Raw genomic sequence first — 18,285 nt, forward strand, 5'->3', positions numbered from 1 at the left:
CATGAGCCCGGTCGATGCCCTGATGTGGCGAGGTGACACCGATCGTCGGCTGCGCGGCACCATCAGCATGCTGGAAATCTATGATTGCGTGCCGGATTGGGATCGGTTGCTCGCCGCACATGAGTGGGGCAGTCGGATGGCACCGCGTTTCCGGCAGCGCGTCGTCGACTCCCCGTTCGGCACCGGCACCCCGAGTTGGGCGGTGGATCCCGACTTCGACCTGCACTACCACCTCCGACGGATCCGCCTCGCCGGCGACGGCTCGATGCGCGAACTCCTCTCGGCCTGTGAGCAACTCGCGATGACCGCACTCGACCCGGCCCGCCCGCCGTGGGAGGGCACTCTGATCGAAGGTCTTCCCGACGGTCGGTCAGCGTACTTCCTCAAGGCCCATCATGCTCTCACCGACGGTCTGGGGGCGATTCTCGGTCTGGCGCAGCTGCATTCGACGTCGCGCGATCCGATCCCCGGCAAGCCGCAGCCGCCCAGCCCCGAGCCGGTGAACATCTCGGCGCTCGACGTGGTCGGGCGCCAGCTCGGCGAGGAGGTAGAACGACTCCCGCATCGGGTCGACAGCGCTGTGCGTGGGTTGCGTGCGCTGACCCGACCGAGGAAGGCGCTGAGCGACGTCCTGCGGTACGGACGATCGGTGCCGCGGGTGGCCGGCCTGGTGTCTCCGCCGGGCTCACCGCTGCTCGCTGCGCGGAGTATCTCGTGGAGATTCAGTGCCTTCGAGGTCCCGTTCGCCGACCTGAAGGCTGCCGGCGTCACCGCCCGGGCCTCGGTCAACGACGTCTATCTCGCCGGGCTGATCGGCGGTTTCCGGTTCTATCACGAGAAACTCGGGCAGCCGGTCGACGCGATCCCGGTGGCCATCCCGATCTCCGTACGCCGACCCGAGGATCCGGCCGGCGGGAACCGGATCGCGGTCGGACGCATGGCCGGTCCCGTCGGCATCGCCGATCCGTTCGAGCGGGTGCTCACCATCCGCGAACAGGTTCGTGCCGCGCGGACCGAACCCGCCGTGGACATCTTCAACACCCTCGGCTCGGTGCTGGCCTGGCTGCCGGGCCAGGTTCTCGCTCAGTTCAGTGGTGCGACAACGCAAAACGACCTGCAGGCCAGCAACGTGCCGGGAATCCCCTGGGACACCTACGTTGCCGGGGCGAAGGTGGAACGCATGTTCCCGTTCGGGCCGCTGCCCGGGTGCGCGGTGATGGCCACCATGATCACCCACAACGGCACCGCCTGCCTGGGGCTGAACCACGATGCCGCCTCGATCACCGATCCGGAACTCTTCGCCGACTGCCTCGTCGCCGGATTCGACGAGGTTCTGGCCCTTGGCGCCGAAACAGGCTCGGGTGCAGCAGGCTTGATGCGGCGCGTCATCTGAGCCGGAGGCAGCGCGTGACCTCATCGTCGCCGACCTGCTGGAAGTCGCGATACGACAACCCGACGGCGTGGAAGGGCTCCGGTGAGCTCACACAGACCACGGCGTCGACGGCCGGGTCGGCGGTGAAGCGCCGGATCGCGTCGTCGGGTGCCGTCGGCACGGCGATGACGACGGCGGCGGCGCCTGCTGCACCCACGGCACGCAGCGCCACCGCCATCGTCGATCCGGTCGCCATCCCGTCATCGACGAGGATCACCGTGCGACCCTCGACGGCTACTGGTTCGGCACCTCCCCGGTAGCGATGCTCACGGTCGGTGCGGATGGCCTCCTCGCGGTCGACCACCTCCTGGAACTGTTCGGGTGAGACACCGAGCCGGCGGGGTACATCGTCGTTGACCACGACCTGCCCGGCCGCCAGGGCGCCCATCGCGAACTCGGGCTGACCGGGTGCCCCGAGTTTGCGGACCACGAGCGCGTCGAGTGAGGCACCGAGGGCATCGGCCACCACCCGGGCCACCGGCACACCGCCGCGCGCCAGACCCAGCACGACGAGGTGGTCGGGCGTGGAGCCCGCACTCGAATCGGAGGGGATCGGCACGGAGGGGATCGACACGGAGGGGATCGACAGCGTCGGAATCGGCGCGCTACGAAGTTGCTCGACCAGAGCCCGGCCGGCTGCCTGCCGATCGGCGAAGACCTCTGCGCGCCGCGACATCAGTCGATCCGGATCGCGGGGCCGACGTCGAGAGCGAAGCTCGGCACGTCGTCGAGGCTCATCTTGGCCTCGTAGGTGCGGTCGTAGCCGGTCCCGCAGATCCGCCAGCCCTCGTCGGTGCGGCGGTAGCGGTCCTCGTAGAACGCGGCACCGATGAGCATGAACTTGAAATCCGGGACGATGACCCGGTCCTGCAGGTACCAGCGTCCGGTGGCCGTGTCGCCCTCCACGTCGATCTCGGGATGTGCGACGCGGTGCTCGGTGATCACCCCGGGGCCGACCGAGTTGCGCATGAAGCCGACCAGTTCGTCGCGGGTGGTGAACTTGAGGCTGCTGCCGTAGTCGCCGGTGACATCGGCTGTGAGGGTTCTTTCGAACACCTCCCAGTCCTTGGTGTCCAGTGCACGGAGGTAGCGGTATTTGAGCTGCTTGATCGCGTCGAGATCGTCCATGGTTCAACATCTACCCGACTTGCCGCCCAAGACCTACTGAATCAGTTGACAGCGGCAACCGGTGGCCGCAAGTGTGGACCGATGACCTCGATCGCCGATGACACCGCCCACCAGACCGCCCGCAAGGCCTACGAGAGCATCGAGCCGTTTCACGTGCTCGCCTACTTCAACCACGGCCTGCGCGCGGCGCAGGAGGACACCGGCCTCGACGGCCATGGCTTCTACGTCGGTGCTCGCGGCGCCCCGATGGGGGAGTGCCACGCGTCGATCGTGACGTCGTCGTTCTACAACTTCGCGTCCGACCTCATCGCCACGAGTTGGGATGCCGCCCGGGCGGTCGGGCTGGAGAAGGTCGCGGCGCGGCGCGTGCAGATGCTGGATGAGCAGCTGCGCGCGATCCTGGGCGAGCGGGTCGGCGACGCCGAGATCGTCGAGCTGACACACCGCTATCGGGAACTGGCCGACGATCTGCCCTTCGGGGGTCGTCCGCTGGCGTCGGCCTGGGCCTCGGCCACCCCGCCCGACGAGCCGCATGTCGCGCTGTGGCACGCCATCGCCGTTCTCCGGGAATGGCGCGGCGACAACCACGTCGCGGTGCTGGTCAACCACGACCTCGATGCCCTGGACGCGGTGATCTTCCACGAGGCCGAGCTGCCGGACCCGACGGTCCGTCGGCGGACTCTCGGCCGCAAGCTCATCCAGCTGACTCGCGGGTGGTCGGACGATGACTGGGATGCCTCGGTGGACCGGCTGATCGGCCGTGGAATGGCGACCCGGGCGGAATCGGGCGAGCGACTGACCGATGCCGGCCTGGACGTCTATCGCGCGATCGAGGCCGAGACCGATGCCATCACGGCCCAGGCCTGGGCGAAGCCCGGGGTCGATGAACTCCTGGAACGCACGCGGCCGTACGTGAAGGCCGTGATCGACGCGGGAGTGTTGCCGGGGACCCGCAAGAAGGACTGACGCTGGAACGGCTCAGCGCTGCGCGTCCTCCGACGGCCCCTCGGAGTCGTCGGAGGAGCGGCTGCGGCGGATCGACCGCGATGACGACGACCATCCGAACAGATCCGACCCGTAGAACCCGGTGTCGATCTCCCCGGTGTCGGCACCGGACGAGTCGACGCGGCCACGCCGCCATCCGCCCTTCAGCGGTGGCGCCTCGCCGAAGTGATCTGGGTCGCCGGAGCCGTACCAGGCGACGAGTACCGCTCCGATGACGGCGCCGATGAAGCCGACGATGGCCAGCCACCCGAGTCCGGGCTTGGCCGTGTCGTTGAGGAACAGCACGCCGACGAGGCTGGGACCGGCCGTCTCGCCGACGACCAGCACTGCCGTCACCCCGTTCACCGCGCCCACCTGCAGAGCGACCGTCTGGACGAAGAAGCCGACGGCACCGGCTACCGCGATGGTCCAGGCGGCCGGGTCGGTGAGCAGGGTGACGAGATGGAACGGCGCGACGCCGTCGAGGACGCGGACCGCGATCGCGATCATGCCGAACAGCAGCCCCGCGGTGGCGCCTCCGACGATGGCTGCGTGCTTGCCCAGCCGGTACACGCCGAACAGGGCGATCGCGCAGAGTCCCAGGGTCGCGACGAACAGTTCCCAATGGAAGACGGCGCTCTCGCCGCCGCCGGTGTGGTGCTCGGCGGACATGCCGAGCAGGCACAGCGACAGCACGACCAGCCAGATGGCGATCCAGTCGCGGGTGTGCAGCGCGATGTTGAGCATGATGGTGCCGAGCAGGGCGGTGATCACAAGATTTGCCGACACGATGGTCTGCGAGAGGAACAGCGGGAGGAAGCGCGCGGCCAGCGCGCCGCCGGCGAATCCGATCACCACCATCATCGTGCCGAGAATGAAGGAAGGATCCACGAAGGTCGACATGGTGGACTGCAGCGAGGGGCCGCCGGCCGCGTTGGTCTGGTTCTCCTCGGTGCCCTCGTCGCGGGCCGCCGTCGCCACCCGACGCGCACCCAGCGCGCGTAGTACCGTGGACATCCCGTAGGCGACGGCGGCGAGGCAAGCGGCGATGATGCCGATCACGAACATCAGAAAACCCCGCCTCTCTCGCCTGTCTGTTCGGGTCAACCCGGCGTAACAGCATTCTGCAACGCTTTCGGGCGACCGACTATTCCTTTTTCGGCAGGTCACCTGCGGGCCGATGGATCACCCTATCGGCCCTCTCCTAGACTCGACCCGGTGGGCACTGTGGGGACTTCCGGACAAAAGCATGTACTGATCACCTTCGGGAGGTCGTTCCTGACCCTCGAGCTGACCCGCCTGATGTCCGCAGCCGGGCATCGGGTGACCATCGTCGACAGCATCCCGGTGGGCGTGAGCAGGTTCTCCCATGGGGCCGACGCCTTTCATCGGGTCCCGGCGCCCAAGTTCGAGCCGCGGGCGTATTGCCACGCGCTCGCGCAGATCGTCGTCGACGAAAAGGTCGACATGGTCATCCCGATCCACGAGGAGACCGACATCCTCTCGATGATGGTCGACATCTTCCCGCCCGAATGCGAATTGTTCCTGTCCGATTTCGAGACCGAGAACAGCCTCCACAACAAATTCGAATTCCAGGAGCTCCTCGTCGCCCGTGGGATTCCGGCGCTGAAATATGCGCAGGTTCGCAGTCCCGACGACATCGCGGCCCTCGATTTCGACGCACCGTTCGCCCTCAAGGAGTGTTACTCGCGGGGGTCGCAGAAGGTCCACAAGGTCACTCCGGGCGACCCGATGGACTGGGTCGAGTTCGATCCGATCAACCCGTGGCTGGCGCAGGAATGGCTCTCCGGGACGAACTACTGCACCTACTCGATCTGCCGTGACGGCCAGATCAATGCCCATGCCACCTATCCGGTGGATTACGCGATCGGCGGGAGTTCGTGCCTGAACTTCAAGTCGGTGCAGCATGACGGGATCTTCGAATGGATCTCGAAGTTCGTGCGGGACATGAACTTCACCGGTCAGGTCGGGTTCGATTTCATCGAGGATCCGGAACGCGGGCTGTTCTGCATCGAGTGCAACCCGCGGGCGACGAGCGGCATCATGATGTTCGGTCCGGAGGACGGCGTCGACCGTGCATTCTTCGGGACCAATGATGAGATCATCACTCCCGGAACCGATGTCGACAAGATGATCGGTTTGGGCATGCTGCTCTACGGGTGGCGAAAGGACTCGCGCCGGGGGCGCAGCATGCGCGAATTCCTCCGCGCCTTCCGGTCGTCGAGCGACGTGATCAGTCACCCGGGTGACCAGCGGCCCGCGCTCCTCCTGCCGTTCGCCTACCTCGGCATCCTGCGCAGTTGCTACAAGTACAAGGTCGGGCTCGCCGAGGGATTCATGCACGACCACGAGTGGGACGGTCTGCGGATCTCGGAGTGAGACCCCATCATCTCGCCGACAGCAACCGGAATCCCGCCGACGGCAACCGAAATCCCGCCGAGAGCAACCGGAATCCCGCCGACAGCACCGCTCAGGTGCGGACTCGGTGCCCGCGCACGTAGACTTCCGCGATCGCGGGTTCTCGTAATCCCATCAAGAGCGCGAACAGGGTCTGATCGCGGGCGGTGACCTCGTCGTCGGCCCGGATGCCCTGGCGCAGCATCGATTCCAGAGGCGTCCACCGCTCGGGTCGGATGACCAGGAAATCCGCCTCCTTGCCGACGTCGAAGTTCCCGAAGCGGTTCTCCATGTCGAGGGCTCGTGCACCGGCCAGCGTTGCGGTGAACAACATCTCGGCCGGGTGCATCGCCACACTCTCCGCACCCGGCTCGCTGAGATGAACCTTGAAGGCGTCGGACAGCACCCGCGAGATCAACCATTCGTCTCCGGCGCCGACGTCGGTCCCGGCAGCGATCGTGATCCCGGCGGCGACGGTCCGTTTCCACGGCATGGTGCCCGAACCGAGGAACAGCTGGGACACCGGGCAGTGTGCGATCGACGTCCCGGTCTCGGCCATCCGCGTGAGCTCGTCGTCGGTGCAGTGCACGGCGTGCGCCAGCACGGTCCGACGGCCGAGCAGGCCTTTCCCGCCGACCCGACTGCCGGGCAGAAACCGGCCGTCGTAGGTGTCGAGGTAGGAGTCGACCCCGTAACTGCGCTTCACCAGGTCGATCTCGCCGTCGCCGGGGCGATTGTTCTCGTTGAGATGGGTGTGCACGTAGACCCCACGCTCGCGCACCTCGCTGTAGAGCTCGCCGAGCCCGGCCAGGGTGTCCGCGCTGACCGACAGTGAGAATCTCGGCACGATCGCCACGTGAAGCAGTGCCGAGGAGACGTCGCCGGAATCGGCTGCGTGCCAGCGGTTGATCTCGTCGGCCGTGAGGTCGATCGCCTGCTGCTCGGTGGTGAGCAGCGGACTCGCCGACGGGCCGCCCGTGGTCTGGATGCCACGGCCACTGACCAGGCGGAGACCGGCTCGCCGAGTCTCGTCGAACAGCGCGTCCTGGGCATGCGGAAACGCCGAACCGAACACCATGGCCGCGGTGGTCCCGACCGCGATCCGGCGGGCGGTGAAATCCCGTGCGATCTGCTGGGCGAAACCGGGATCGGCCAGGCGGGCCTCGGCCGGGAAGATGCACGTCTCCAGCCACTCCAGTAACTGTCCGCCGCCGTAGGCATCCACCGAGTAGGTCTGCGGGAAGTGGATGTGGGCGTCGACGAATCCGGGGATGAGGTACCCGTCGCCGTGGTCGTGAATGCGCTCGGCGGACCCCGGGGTGCGCGCGGCAGGCCGGCCGTCGCGCGGGCCGCAGTAGACGATGGTGCCGGCGCCGTCCAGGACCAGTGCGCCGTCTGGGATCCAGGCGAGGGCGTCAGGTGCCTCGGTCACCGCCGGACGGCCGGCCACGTGGAAGATCTGGCCGAGATGGGTCGTGGTCACCCGAACACGAAAGCACAGCCCGAGGCTGTCGGCCGGATGAGAGTGTCACTCCGGTGCGGCATCGACCCACCGCTTGGCCTCCGCATAGGCGGCGTCGACGGATTCGAACACTCGGTCGGTGGCCTCGAAGATGTTGTCGCGGCCGATGGCATCGACGAGACCTGCGCTCTCGATGCCCTTCATCAGCGGCGGCCGCACGCCCGCGAGCATGAATCTGCCGCCTTTGGCCCGTAGTTCGTCGGCGTGGGCGCGCAACAGTTTCTGCAACGTCGACGACGGGACGTCGGGCAGAGTGCGCACGCTGAGGATCAGCGCGCTGCGGCCGTTGTCGTCGCCGATGGTCGGCCAGGTCTCGGCGATGCGCGGGACCTCGGCGAACAGCGCGACACCCGAATAGTCCAGGACGGTGATGCCCTCGGCCGGCAGGGTCTGCGGTGTGTCGACCACCCGCCAGCCGCCCTCGTCGGGGACGAGAGCAACCAACCGCGCTGCGCGCGCAGCCTGTACGCAGTAGAGGATCAGCGAGATCGCCGCGCCCACGAGGATGGCGTCCTGCAGGGGGATCTGGGTGGTGGCGATGAACGTGACGATCAAGGCGACGGCGCTCAACCTGGCGGTGCGGAACACCAGCACGATGTCGGACCACCGGCCCTGGATGAGTTCGAAGCCGATGACGAACAGAAGTCCGCCGATGACCGCCATCGGGATGATCTGCGCGGCAGAGCCGGCGATCAGGACGAGCAGGATCAGCCAGATGCCGGCGAACATCCCCGCCCACCGCGTCTGGGCGCCCGCCGACACCGCGACGCCGGTGCGCGACAGCGAGCCGCCGGTGGGCAGCGACCCGAAGAAACCGCCGATCAGGTTGGCCGCGCCCTGCGCGGAGAAGTCACCGGAGGCACTCGGCCGCGATTTGTCGGGGTTGGGGACGGCCGCCGAGATTCCGGCCGCCTGCGCCAGCGCCACCAGGGCGATGGCGAAAGCGCCGAGCAGCAGATCCGGGAACGCCGAGAGATCTGGGACGGTGAACGGCGGGAGGCTGTTCGGCACCTCGGCGATGTCACCGACGGTCTCGACATCGGTCCCGATGACGGCGGTGACGGCGGTGACCACCACCAAGGCGATCAGGGTGGAATAGGACTCGAGCGGTTTGATGAAGCGGAACACCGCCCAGACGGCGACCGTGGCGAGTGCGACGAGCACCGCGTGTGACGACCATTGGGAGATGTGCGCGAAGGCATCGACGAACTTCATCACCGTGTTGTGGGCATCGGGTTTGTAGCCGGTGACATCCTTTATCACGCCTGCGACGATCTGAACGGCGATACCCACAGTGAAGCCGGTCATCACCGCACCCGAGACGAAGTCCATGATCGCGCCGATGCGGAGCAGGCCGAACAGAAGCATCACCGCACCGACGGCCACCGTCAGCATCGCGATGTTCCCGATGTCGTGGGGGTCGAGGCCTGCCTGCGAGAGCACGCTCTGCGCGGAGAGTGCGATCGCACTGGTCAGCGTCGTCACCATGAGCACGGTGCGAGAGAAGACGGAACCGACCAGGGTCGAGACCATCCCCGAGTAGAGGCCACTGACCGGGTTGAAGCCACCGATGCTGGCGTAGGCCATCCCCTCGGGGATAGAGAACAACGCGGTCACGAGCCCGGAGATCGCGTCTGCAGGACGCGGGCGCGAGATTCGGATGGTGGGACGTCGGAACCGGTTCACGACAGACACTCGATCAGCCTAGGCGTCCGAACGCACGTCCACGCACCCAACGACCGCGATTTCCCCAGAACTTCACGACGTTCGAGTAGGCGAGCACGTTGGCCGCAGTTCTGGGATACGGTCACCGAGACGACTGTCGCCGTGCACGACCGAGGAGGTTCTGTGGGATCGGTATTGGGTGATCTGCTGCCACTGGCGGTCGGGGTGGCCATCTCACCGATCCCCATCATCGGCGCGATCCTGATGCTGCTCGGCAAGCACGCCCGGACGACGAGCATCGGGTTCGCGATCGGATGGTTGGCCGGGATCGTCATCGCCACCACGATTTTCGTGTTCGTCGGTGGTGCGGCCGGAGACTCCGATTCGAAGACCGGTGCCTGGATCAAGCTCGCGCTGGGGGTGCTGCTGCTCGCCGAGGGAATCCGCGAGTGGCGGGCGCGCGGCGCCGAACACTCGACGCCCAAGTGGATGGCGGCCATCGACGAGATGAAACCGTTCACCGCGCTGGGTCTCGGATTCGCCCTCTCCGCGATCAATCCGAAGAACCTGATGATGTGTATTGCCGCGGGTGTGACGATCGGTGGCGCAGCCCTGTCCACCGGCTCGAACATCGTGGCGGTGGTGGTGTTCTCGCTACTGGCCGCGACGACGGTGGTGATTCCCGTTCTCGCGTATCAGGTGGCGGCCGAGCGTTTGCGGGATCCGTTGGACCGGCTCAAGGCCTGGCTGCAGGAGAACAACAAGACCGTCATGGCGACGCTGATCCTGGTGATCGGGGTCGTGCTGATCGGTAAGGGGATCTCGGGGCTGGGGTAATCATTTCCGGATCCTGATGGACTGCGGGACATGTCGCACAACCGGGATGACCATATCGCCCGTCGGCGACGCGCAACCCCGGTAACGTCACCAAAGCACGCCTTCACTGTCGCAAAGGCACATTTCGCCGGACATTGTTAGGGGTATGAGGTGGTAGCGAAGCGACGTCTGATCGTGGCCGTGCTCGTGGTGGCCGCTGCCGTGACCGCCGCTTTGGCGCGCGCGGATGCCGCCCCGTCGGCGCAGTCGGTGCCTGCTCCCCGCTGGATCATGGTCTCCGGGTCGGTACCCGGTCTGGTGGACGCCGGGCTGCCCCAATCGGAGCTCGACGATCTGAACGATCCGTCAACGCTGCTGTTGGTCCAGCATGTCTACACCAACAGCTATCTGCCGAACGGAACCCCGACCTTCAACTTCCGCAGCACGGCCGACCTGGCGCGTGCACTGAGGGCCGGTGAGATTCCGGATTCGATGCACTGGGTTCTGCTGGATCTGGAGGCGTCGTCGTTGACACCGCCACGTGACCAGCGCGATCCGATCGGCGCGCTGCGTCGTGCCGAGAACGTGGCCCATCGCTACGGCAAGGGCGTGATCTTCGCGCCCGCCATCGATCTGATGAACGTGCTCGAACCCGGGTTGTCGGGGGATGCGCTCTACCAGGCGTTCATCGACCGGTTGGTCACCCCGGGTGCTGCGATCGCCGACGGTTTCGAGATCCAGGCGCAGCGCACGGAGGCGACCGAGTATGCGACCTCGTTCGTCAAGGAAGCCGTGCAGGCGGCCTACGCTGCCAATCCCAGTGGTGCACCGGTATTGGCAGGAGTCAGCACCAACCCCAACGGCCGGCAGGTGACCGCCGACGACATGATCGAGGTCTACAACGCCGCCAAGACCGCCGGTGCCACCGGATACTGGCTCAACATCCCCGGCGGCGGCGCCGAATGCCCGAACTGCGGAGAACCCCAGTACGACGTCGCGGTCGAGTTCCTGAACAAGATCTCCGCGACGCCGACCCCACCGACCGAAACCGGCTTTCCGACCGGGATCCCGACCGAAACGGGCCTGCCGACCGGCCCCGTGCTCCCCACCAACGGACCGTTCGCCAGTTGACGAAGGGCCGGTCGGCGTCGACGCGGACCCGGACGGCAGGCGAGCTCAGCCGACTCGCTCGATGGTCGGCGGGTTCCAGGTGCCGTCGAGAATCTCTTGCTCGGGCCAGTACGCACGGATGTAGAGGGAGAAGTCGTCGGGAGGCGCGGGCAGCCAATTGGTCTTCGGAGCATCCGATGGTGGGTTGGTGCTGACGTAGATCGTGAGAGATCCGTCGTCGCCGTACTCGAGGTCCGGGTTCTTGGTGCCCAGCGAGTACCGGCCGAGGTCGTTCTCGTAGTAGAAATGGTGCTTGTTGTAGAGGGTGAGCGAGAAGAACCCGTTGACCGGCGGCAACTCGCCACCGCCGAATGTGACCGTGTACGAGTGCGTTCCGTCGAGCTGAGTACCGTCGATATCGGTATCGGTGAAGATGTACTTGGTCTCATGCGGTGCGTTCTCGAACATGTTCGAGCGCGCCAGAGCCGTGCGGGTGAGGTAGTCGGTGCCGAATGCCGAATTGTTCTTCGGCGAATACCACTTCTTGCCCGCGGCCGGCCCGTTGAACTCCCACCGCAACAAGGGGGTGATGACCTCGCTCTCGGTCTCACGCGCGGCCTCCAGGAGCGCCTGCTTCACCTCGGGCGAGTTCTCGGCAGCGGCCAGCAGTGCGCGGAACTGCTGATACATCGCCTCCTCGCCGGGGAGCGGCGGAACTGTGTCGAGCACTTCGGGCAGCTGATCGAAGAAGGCATCCGGTTCCACCCACCTGATCTCTGCGCTGCCCGCGGCTTCCGGTACGGGGAAGCTCGGCACCGACGCCCAGTCATAGCTCTGCATCGTCCCGTCGAACCGATCGAGCGGATAGATGTTGACCTGCTTGATCAGTCCTGCGACCGCGGCGCGGTCTTCCGGCGTGTCCTCGATGAACACGCGAGGACAGAAGGCCGCCAGTGCGGTCGGGGAGCGGAAGCTGCCGGTGATCCCGTCGGGCAGTGTGCCTTTCCAGTTCGGTCCGACAACAGCGTAGAAGCCGGGTTTTGTGCCGTACTGTTTGCCCAGTTGCGCAAAGGAATCCGTGCGATGATCCCACGCGGCGGCGACCCAGAATCGATCGCCGAAATCGGGGATCTGGAAAACGGCCGGCTGCTCATCAAGGCTGCCGAAACCGAAGCCGTACAACACATCCTGGTTGGTGCAGGCGACGAATCGCTGAGTGGGGGAGATGTAGTCGGTCATCATGCAGACCCCACCCAACGGCGCGTTCGGCAGTACGCCGCCGCGTAGCCCGGGCTCCGGCACCGACGTCAGTCCGGTGCGGCGGTTGATCATCGACACCATCGGCCAGCCCCAGATGTACGCGAATCGACCCACCGCCTTGATGAACTCACTCGGCATCCGAGAACCAGCAGTGGGTCCGGCAACCTCGTTCGGCATGATTCGTCCTCTCCTTCGTTGTTTGACGGTGGTGTGCCCCACCATAGGACTGATTGGTGGCCGGCGGGTCAGTGAAGTCCTCGAAGTGCTGCTTGCGCAGCGTGCAGGCCGCCCATGCCGTGCACCCCCGCGCCTGGTGGCGTTGCCGATGAGCAGAGGTGGACGCCTGGCACACCGAGTGCGTACGGGTTGGTCGCAACCCGGGGGCGGAAGGCGATCTGTCGCGCGGTGTTCGCACCCGCACTGATGTCACCGCCGACATAGTTGGCGTTGTGTGCCTCCAGCGCTGCGGGGTCACGCGTGGAGGTTGCCACGATCCGATCACGGAAGCCGGGTGCGAAGCGTTCGATCTGTCCGATCACCGCCTCGGTCGCGTCACCGGAGTAGGCGGGCGGCACATGCGCGTAGGCGTAGATCGGATTGATCGAACCGTGTGAGCGTGTCGGGTCGATGAGGTATTGCTGGCCGAGCAGAACGAACGGGCGCTCTGCCATCGTGCCGCGCGCGGTGTCCTTTTCCACCCGCGAGATCTCCTCCGCCGTGCCTCCGAGATGGACGGTGCCCGCGTGCGCGCAGTCGTCGTTGCGCCAGGGGATGTCGCCCTCGATGGCGAAGTCGACCTTGAATGCGGCCGGACCATATTGGTATCTGCCGAGCGCTCGTCGGACGTGGTCGGGCAGCGTGTCCCCGAGAATGCGTAAGGCCCCGGCGGGGGCCGTGTCGAGCATGACGACGTCGGGCCGGCCACCGGTCAGATCCCGGAGCTGGTCCAGGGACGTGACCGCCGTGCCGGTGACGACCTTGCCGCCCAGCGACGCGAGTTCGGCGACCAGCGCATGGGTGATGCTCTCGGTCCCGCCCTCGGCGACCGGCCAGCCGACGGCATGGGCGGCCGCGGTGAGCATCATCCCGACCGAGCTGCTGAGCGGGGTGTCGAGGCGGCCGAAAGCATGGGCGGCGACGCCCATGAAGAGCGCGCGTGCCGGGTCGTCGCGAAACCGTCGAGCGGTCCAGGTGGCCGGCGCCAGGGCGTGCACACCGAACCGGCCCATCACCACCGGGTGCCGCGGCACGTGTGCCAGGGGCTGGAAGACCTCCGCGATGAGCTCGTCGAAATTGCCGGTGGCGCTTGCGAAGAGGCGATGCCACGCACGCCCGTCCGCACCGAGCGACCGCGCGGTGTGACTCCGGTCGCGCCCCGCGAGCCCGGCCCGCCCGTCATCGAGCGGATGTGCGAGATCGATCTCCGGCCACAGCCAGCGCAGGCCGTGGCGCTCGAGTCCCAGCGAAGCGAAGAACGGCGACGCCACCCCGGTCGGGTGGAAGGCGGCACATTCGTCGTGGATCAGTCCCGGCACGGTCAGCTCACCGCTGCGGGTGCCGCCGCCGGGCCGGTCCTGGGCCTCGAACACGGTGACGTCGAGGCCGGCCTGTGCCAGCCGGATGGCGGCAGCGAGCCCGTTGGGTCCGCTGCCCACCACCACCGCGGTCGTCATGCCATCGAACCTTCGCCGGTGTGGTGCCTACCGCCGGTGAGCGTCTCCCGGCGTCGAAAGCCGTCCGCAGTCCATGACACCGCCAGCGGCACCGGGCCATTGGGCAGCCATGGCTGTTCCTTGACGCAGTCACTGACGTTCCAGGAGCCGCGCTCGACGACACCGAGGGCGGCGTCGATCACCCGGTATTGCTGTGGCGGGTTGCTCCACGGGGTGGCCTGTGATTCGCAGTACGCGACGACGAGGTCACCGGGGGCGAGGCCGAGACGCTTCTGCACGGCGGCGATCAGGCGCTCGTCATGCATGTGCCCGTCGCCGAAGTTCCAGCCGAGGATGGTGTTGCACACGAACTCTCCCTCGCGCACGGTGCGGGACTCGATGTCGTCGAGATGCTCGTGCAGGACCGAGAACAGGCCTCGACCTTGACTGTGCATGGACCGCCACGCGAGCGTCTTCTGCAGGGTCATGTCCGCGTCGTCGCGTTCATAGGGGGTGAGCATCATCCGTTGCAGCTGGTCGATCTGGTTCTCCACCAACGGAAGTTCGTTGAGTCGCTCCTCGACACCCGGCTTCATCGCCCAGACCGCGGATGCCCAGTTTCCTGCGTACTGCCGCATCGACGGGAGGAAGGAGACCAGATCGGGGCGCAGGTTGCCCAGCACCGGCCCGAAGCAGAGCAGTGCGAACACCGGGATCAGCAGCCACGGCTGAGAGAAGTTCCAGATGTTGTAGACCGAGGTGTCGAACCCGACCCACAGCACGATGGCGATGTAGCCGAAGTACACGTTCCATTCCAACGGCACCGCGAGGGGGAACGTAGAGGTGATGTAGATGTGGAAGGCCAGGATCAGGATGGCGCCGAGCAGCGCGATCGTGTTGTTGGTGGTGAGGAGCAGGATGAGCGGGATCGCGAGCTCGACTGTGGTGCCGGCGATGTGGGCCATGAACCAGGCGACCTTGCCGGGCCGGATGTCGTCGGGCGTGTTGCGGTAGAACAACCGCTTGACGGCGCGGAACTGTCCGGGGCTGTTGGACACCATCGGAGGCACCACATTGATGAAGTGTTCACCGAACTTCGACACCCCGGCACCGATCCACACGACGCAGATGATGATCTTGAAGACCACCACCAGGTTCACGAAGTCGGCGGCGTCGGCTCCGGAGCTCATCACGATCCCGCCGAAGACGGCGGAGAAGAGCATGATCGGAAGATATTGTTCGGAGCGGCCGGCGAGGAAGATCACCTTGTCGCGCAAGCCCATCAACGGCATCGTGATCAGGATCGGGATGAAGGCGGTGGGCGGCACCAACTCCTGCGGCCCGGTGCCCGCGGGCAGGAACTGCACTGGCTCGGCGCTGATCACCAGCGGGTAGACCAGGCTGGCGAGCACGGCCAGGAACAGTACGACGTCGAAGACGGTACGGGTGTCACCTCCGGTGCCGGGTACATGGCGGCCCCACGGGGCCATCCGGATGGTGCCGGGGCGGATCCAGTATCGGACGTTGCCGAGCATCGGGGCGAAGTGTCCGCACAGCGGCCCGAACGCGCCGGCCAGCCCCAGCACCTCCAGCACCATCAGCCAGATCGCGAGCTTCTGATAGACAACGATGTTGTCGAACCAGGAGCCCGGATCGGTGAAGTGGACGTATTGCGTAGTCCACGCCGTGATCGCCAGTCCGACAGCGAAATACAGGCCGAGCATCTTGATGACGTAGACCAGCGACAGTGCCTTGGGGGTGCCGAAACCGTCGTCGGCCCAGTTGGTGCTGAGGATGCGGATACGTTCGCGCAGTGGGAGTGTGAGGAACTCCGCCGGAGGAACCGGCTGCGGCGACGGGGAGATGAAACCCATCTCAGACTCCTTGCTGTGCGTGGTCGGCGGCAAGCAGGGCGCGCAGTGCGGGCTTGTCGATCTTGCCGACCGGATTCTTGGGCAGCGTGCCCGTGATGGTGATCGAGACCGGGATCTTGATCTTGGTCAGGTGCTGTGCGCACAGATCGCGAAGCTCGTCTTCGGCGGCGTCACGCTCGGGGTAGAGCGCGACGTAGGCGACGGGGACCTCGCCGTATACCGGGTGCGGGGCACCCACGACGGCGGCCTCGAGCACGGCCGGGTGGCCGTACAGGACCGTCTCGATCTCCTTGGGATAAACGTTCTCGCCGCCCCGGATGATCATGTCCTTGATGCGGTCCACCAGTCGGAGATAGCCGTCCTCGTCGAGGACGCCGACGTCGCCGGTGTGTAGCCACCCGTCGCCGAGCGCCTCCGCGGTCTCCTCGGCCCGGTTCAAGTAGCCCTGCATCACGTTGTCTCCCTTGATGACCACCTCACCGCGTTCGCCGGCCGGCAGGAGGTTGCCCGCGCCGTCCATGATGGCCACGGCCTGTCCGGGCAGTGCGACGCCGACCGTGCCGATCTTGCGTGGACCGTCGATCGGATTCGCGGTCGATGCGCAGGTGCCCTCGGTGAGTCCGTAGCCCTCGATGATCGGGAAGCCGAAGCGTTCCTCGGTGGCCCGCAGGAGTTCTTCGGATGCCGGTGCGGCGCCGCAGATCGCGAAGCGCACCGACCCGGTGTGCGCGGAGACGCCGGTCGGCAGCGACACCAGGTGGGAGTAGATCGTCGGCACGGCCGAGAAGTACGTCGGGCGCAGACGTTCGACGGCGCCGAGGAAGTCGACTGGATGGAACCGGCCGAGCACCGAGAGCTGCCCACCGGCGATCATCGTCGACAGGTAGCTGACGCAGATGGCGTTGACGTGGAACAGCGGCAGCACCAGCAGACAGTGCGCGTCGTCGGTGAGTGAGAGTGCCTCGACCATGGAGTTCGCCATCGCGGCTATGTTGCTGTGGTTGAGCTCGACGCCCTTGGGGCGGCCGGTCGATCCGCTGGTGTAGATCAGCAGCGCGAGGTCGTTCCCGGAGGTGGCCGGTTCGGGTAGCGCGTGCCCGTGCGGTGCGGGCCGCAAGTCGTCGACGACCAGGCTGCGGCGGCCGGCGGTAGTGGTGTCCGGAGTCGCGGTCACGACAAGCGTCGCGTCGGAATCGGTGATCTGATACCCGGCCTCCGACGCGGTGAACACCGGGTTGATGGGGGTTGCCGCCGCGCCGAGCCGCCACGCCGCGGCAAGGCAGACGAGGAGCTCGACGCGGTTCGGCAGCATCACGGCGACCACCGACCGGGGGCCGACGCCGTGATCGGCGAACTGCTCGGCGGCACCGTCGACGCGAGTGGCGAACTCCGCGTAGCTCAGTTCGATCCGCTCGTCCCGCACACACGGGCGGTCGGCGCGGGCGATCGGCTGGTTCCAGGGGAGGTAGGTGAGTTCCATCGGGGTCGCCTCAGAAGAGTCCGGCGTCGAGGCCGCCGTCGAGGACGAGGCCCGAGCCGGAGCAGAACGTCGAGTCGTCGCCGGCGAGGAACAGGACCGACCTGGCGATCTCCTCGACCGTGCCGAACCGGCCCTGCTTCTGCTCGATGATCGCGCCGAATCCGCCGGCGGGCAGCCCGAGCGCATCCTCGAACGCGTCTACCTGATCGGTGACCAGGTGGGTGGCCGCGAAGCCCGGCAGTACCGCGTTGACCCGCACACCGTGGGCACGCAGTTCGATTGCCGCCGTCTTGGTGAGGTTGACGACGGCGGCTTTGGTCGCGGCATAGGACGAGATGAGGGGCGTGCCGGCCAGGGCGGTCACCGAGCCCATCGTGACGATGCTGCCGCCGCCGCTCGCGATGATCGCCGGCGCGGCGTAGCGGATGGCGAGGAAGACGCCGTCGAGGTTCACCGACGTCACCGAGCGCCACGCGGCCAGATCCATCTCGACGATGGGGGACACCGCGGCGATCCCGGCGTTCGGGATCATCACGTGCAGGCCGCCGTAGGTCGAGACCGCGCCGTCGACAAGTGCCCGGACCTGATCTTCGTCCCGCACGTCGCAGCCGATCGCGGTGGCATTCGCCAGCCGACCGGCAGCGTCCTTGGCCGCGGCCTCGTCGATGTCGGAGACGACGACGTTGGAGCCGGCGTCGGAGAGCTGGCGGGCGATCTCGAAGCCGATGCCGCGCGCGGCCCCGGTCACGATCGCGGTCTTGCCCTGGAGGTTGTGGGACATCGGACTTCCTTCGCAGTATCGGGTTGAGGACTGCGGATGAGCCTAGGTACAGCAGTGGGCAGGAAGATTGTTCTCTCGATACAAAGTTCGACCCGTGCGTTGTGGCAGAGTTCACATCAGGGGGTCGGATGGGAGGTCATCGACCAAGTGTCCCAAAAGATGG

The 18,285-nt window shown here is 66.7% G+C and carries 15 protein-coding genes; 5 read left to right on the forward strand and 10 right to left on the reverse strand.

Features of this window, described 5'->3' with window-relative positions; translation table 11 throughout:
* Position 1 precedes the first annotated feature (1 nt).
* A complete protein-coding gene (locus ACLQ3I_RS07075) occupies positions 2-1,393 on the forward strand; it encodes a wax ester/triacylglycerol synthase domain-containing protein (RefSeq protein WP_425792806.1) in 1,392 nt (463 codons plus the stop codon).
* Here the strand turns inward: ACLQ3I_RS07075 and ACLQ3I_RS07080 are convergent.
* Entirely contained in the window at positions 1,386-2,108 is a 723-nt protein-coding gene (locus tag ACLQ3I_RS07080) for a phosphoribosyltransferase (protein ID WP_425792209.1), read from the reverse strand. The genes ACLQ3I_RS07075 and ACLQ3I_RS07080 overlap by 8 nt on opposite strands.
* Positions 2,108-2,560, reverse strand: a complete 453-nt coding sequence (locus tag ACLQ3I_RS07085) for a nuclear transport factor 2 family protein (RefSeq protein WP_425792210.1) — start codon at positions 2,558-2,560, stop codon at positions 2,108-2,110. Before ACLQ3I_RS07085 ends, ACLQ3I_RS07080 begins: the two co-directional genes overlap by 1 nt.
* 81 nt (positions 2,561-2,641) lie before the next feature.
* On the opposite strand from ACLQ3I_RS07085, the gene ACLQ3I_RS07090 reads away from it, so the two are divergent.
* A complete protein-coding gene (locus ACLQ3I_RS07090) occupies positions 2,642-3,526 on the forward strand; it encodes an SCO6745 family protein (RefSeq protein WP_425792211.1) in 885 nt (294 codons plus the stop codon).
* 12 nt (positions 3,527-3,538) lie between these two features.
* Here the strand turns inward: ACLQ3I_RS07090 and ACLQ3I_RS07095 are convergent, their stop codons facing one another.
* Positions 3,539-4,612 (reverse strand): EamA/RhaT family transporter, encoded by a 1,074-nt coding sequence (locus tag ACLQ3I_RS07095; RefSeq protein ID WP_425792212.1) that lies wholly within the window; start codon positions 4,610-4,612, stop codon positions 3,539-3,541.
* A 234-nt stretch (positions 4,613-4,846) separates the two neighbouring features.
* On the opposite strand from ACLQ3I_RS07095, the gene ACLQ3I_RS07100 reads away from it, so the two are divergent.
* The gene (locus ACLQ3I_RS07100; protein WP_425792807.1) at positions 4,847-5,944 is read left to right on the forward strand and encodes a carboxylate--amine ligase; all 1,098 of its coding nucleotides are present in this window, start codon (positions 4,847-4,849) and stop codon (positions 5,942-5,944) included.
* Positions 5,945-6,035: 91 nt separating this feature from the next.
* On the opposite strand, the gene ACLQ3I_RS07105 is transcribed toward ACLQ3I_RS07100, so the two are convergent.
* The gene (locus ACLQ3I_RS07105; RefSeq protein WP_425792213.1) at positions 6,036-7,445 is read right to left on the reverse strand and encodes an amidohydrolase family protein; all 1,410 of its coding nucleotides are present in this window, start codon (positions 7,443-7,445) and stop codon (positions 6,036-6,038) included.
* Positions 7,446-7,490: 45 nt separating this feature from the next.
* On the reverse strand, positions 7,491-9,179 hold the full coding sequence (locus tag ACLQ3I_RS07110; RefSeq protein ID WP_425792214.1) for a SulP family inorganic anion transporter: 1,689 nt from the start codon (positions 9,177-9,179) through the stop codon (positions 7,491-7,493).
* A 153-nt stretch (positions 9,180-9,332) separates the two neighbouring features.
* Between ACLQ3I_RS07110 and ACLQ3I_RS07115 the strand changes: the two genes are divergently transcribed.
* Positions 9,333-9,986 (forward strand): GAP family protein, encoded by a 654-nt coding sequence (locus ACLQ3I_RS07115; protein ID WP_425792215.1) that lies wholly within the window; start codon positions 9,333-9,335, stop codon positions 9,984-9,986.
* A gap of 150 nt (positions 9,987-10,136) precedes the next feature.
* A complete protein-coding gene (locus ACLQ3I_RS07120; RefSeq protein ID WP_425800879.1) occupies positions 10,137-11,096 on the forward strand; it encodes a hypothetical protein in 960 nt (319 codons plus the stop codon).
* A gap of 45 nt (positions 11,097-11,141) precedes the next feature.
* Here the strand turns inward: ACLQ3I_RS07120 and ACLQ3I_RS07125 are convergent, their stop codons facing one another.
* The 5 genes from ACLQ3I_RS07125 to ACLQ3I_RS07145 all read right to left on the reverse strand — a co-directional run bounded on the left by ACLQ3I_RS07125 (position 11,142) and on the right by ACLQ3I_RS07145 (position 18,122).
* Positions 11,142-12,512, reverse strand: coding sequence for a DUF1254 domain-containing protein (locus ACLQ3I_RS07125; RefSeq protein ID WP_425792217.1), 1,371 nt, complete (start codon positions 12,510-12,512; stop codon positions 11,142-11,144).
* A 68-nt stretch (positions 12,513-12,580) separates the two neighbouring features.
* On the reverse strand, positions 12,581-14,008 hold the full coding sequence (locus ACLQ3I_RS07130; RefSeq protein ID WP_425792218.1) for a phytoene desaturase family protein: 1,428 nt from the start codon (positions 14,006-14,008) through the stop codon (positions 12,581-12,583).
* Positions 14,005-15,861, reverse strand: coding sequence for a DUF3556 domain-containing protein (locus ACLQ3I_RS07135; protein WP_425800881.1), 1,857 nt, complete (start codon positions 15,859-15,861; stop codon positions 14,005-14,007). The genes ACLQ3I_RS07130 and ACLQ3I_RS07135 overlap by 4 nt, the downstream gene beginning before the upstream one ends.
* A gap of 1 nt (position 15,862) precedes the next feature.
* Entirely contained in the window at positions 15,863-17,341 is a 1,479-nt protein-coding gene (locus tag ACLQ3I_RS07140) for a class I adenylate-forming enzyme family protein (RefSeq protein ID WP_425800883.1), read from the reverse strand.
* A gap of 10 nt (positions 17,342-17,351) precedes the next feature.
* On the reverse strand, positions 17,352-18,122 hold the full coding sequence (locus ACLQ3I_RS07145) for an SDR family NAD(P)-dependent oxidoreductase (protein WP_425792221.1): 771 nt from the start codon (positions 18,120-18,122) through the stop codon (positions 17,352-17,354).
* Positions 18,123-18,285 lie beyond the last annotated feature (163 nt).

Source organism: Gordonia sp. DT101, assembly GCF_049844895.1.
Taxonomy (GTDB): Bacteria; Actinomycetota; Actinomycetes; order Mycobacteriales; family Mycobacteriaceae; genus Gordonia.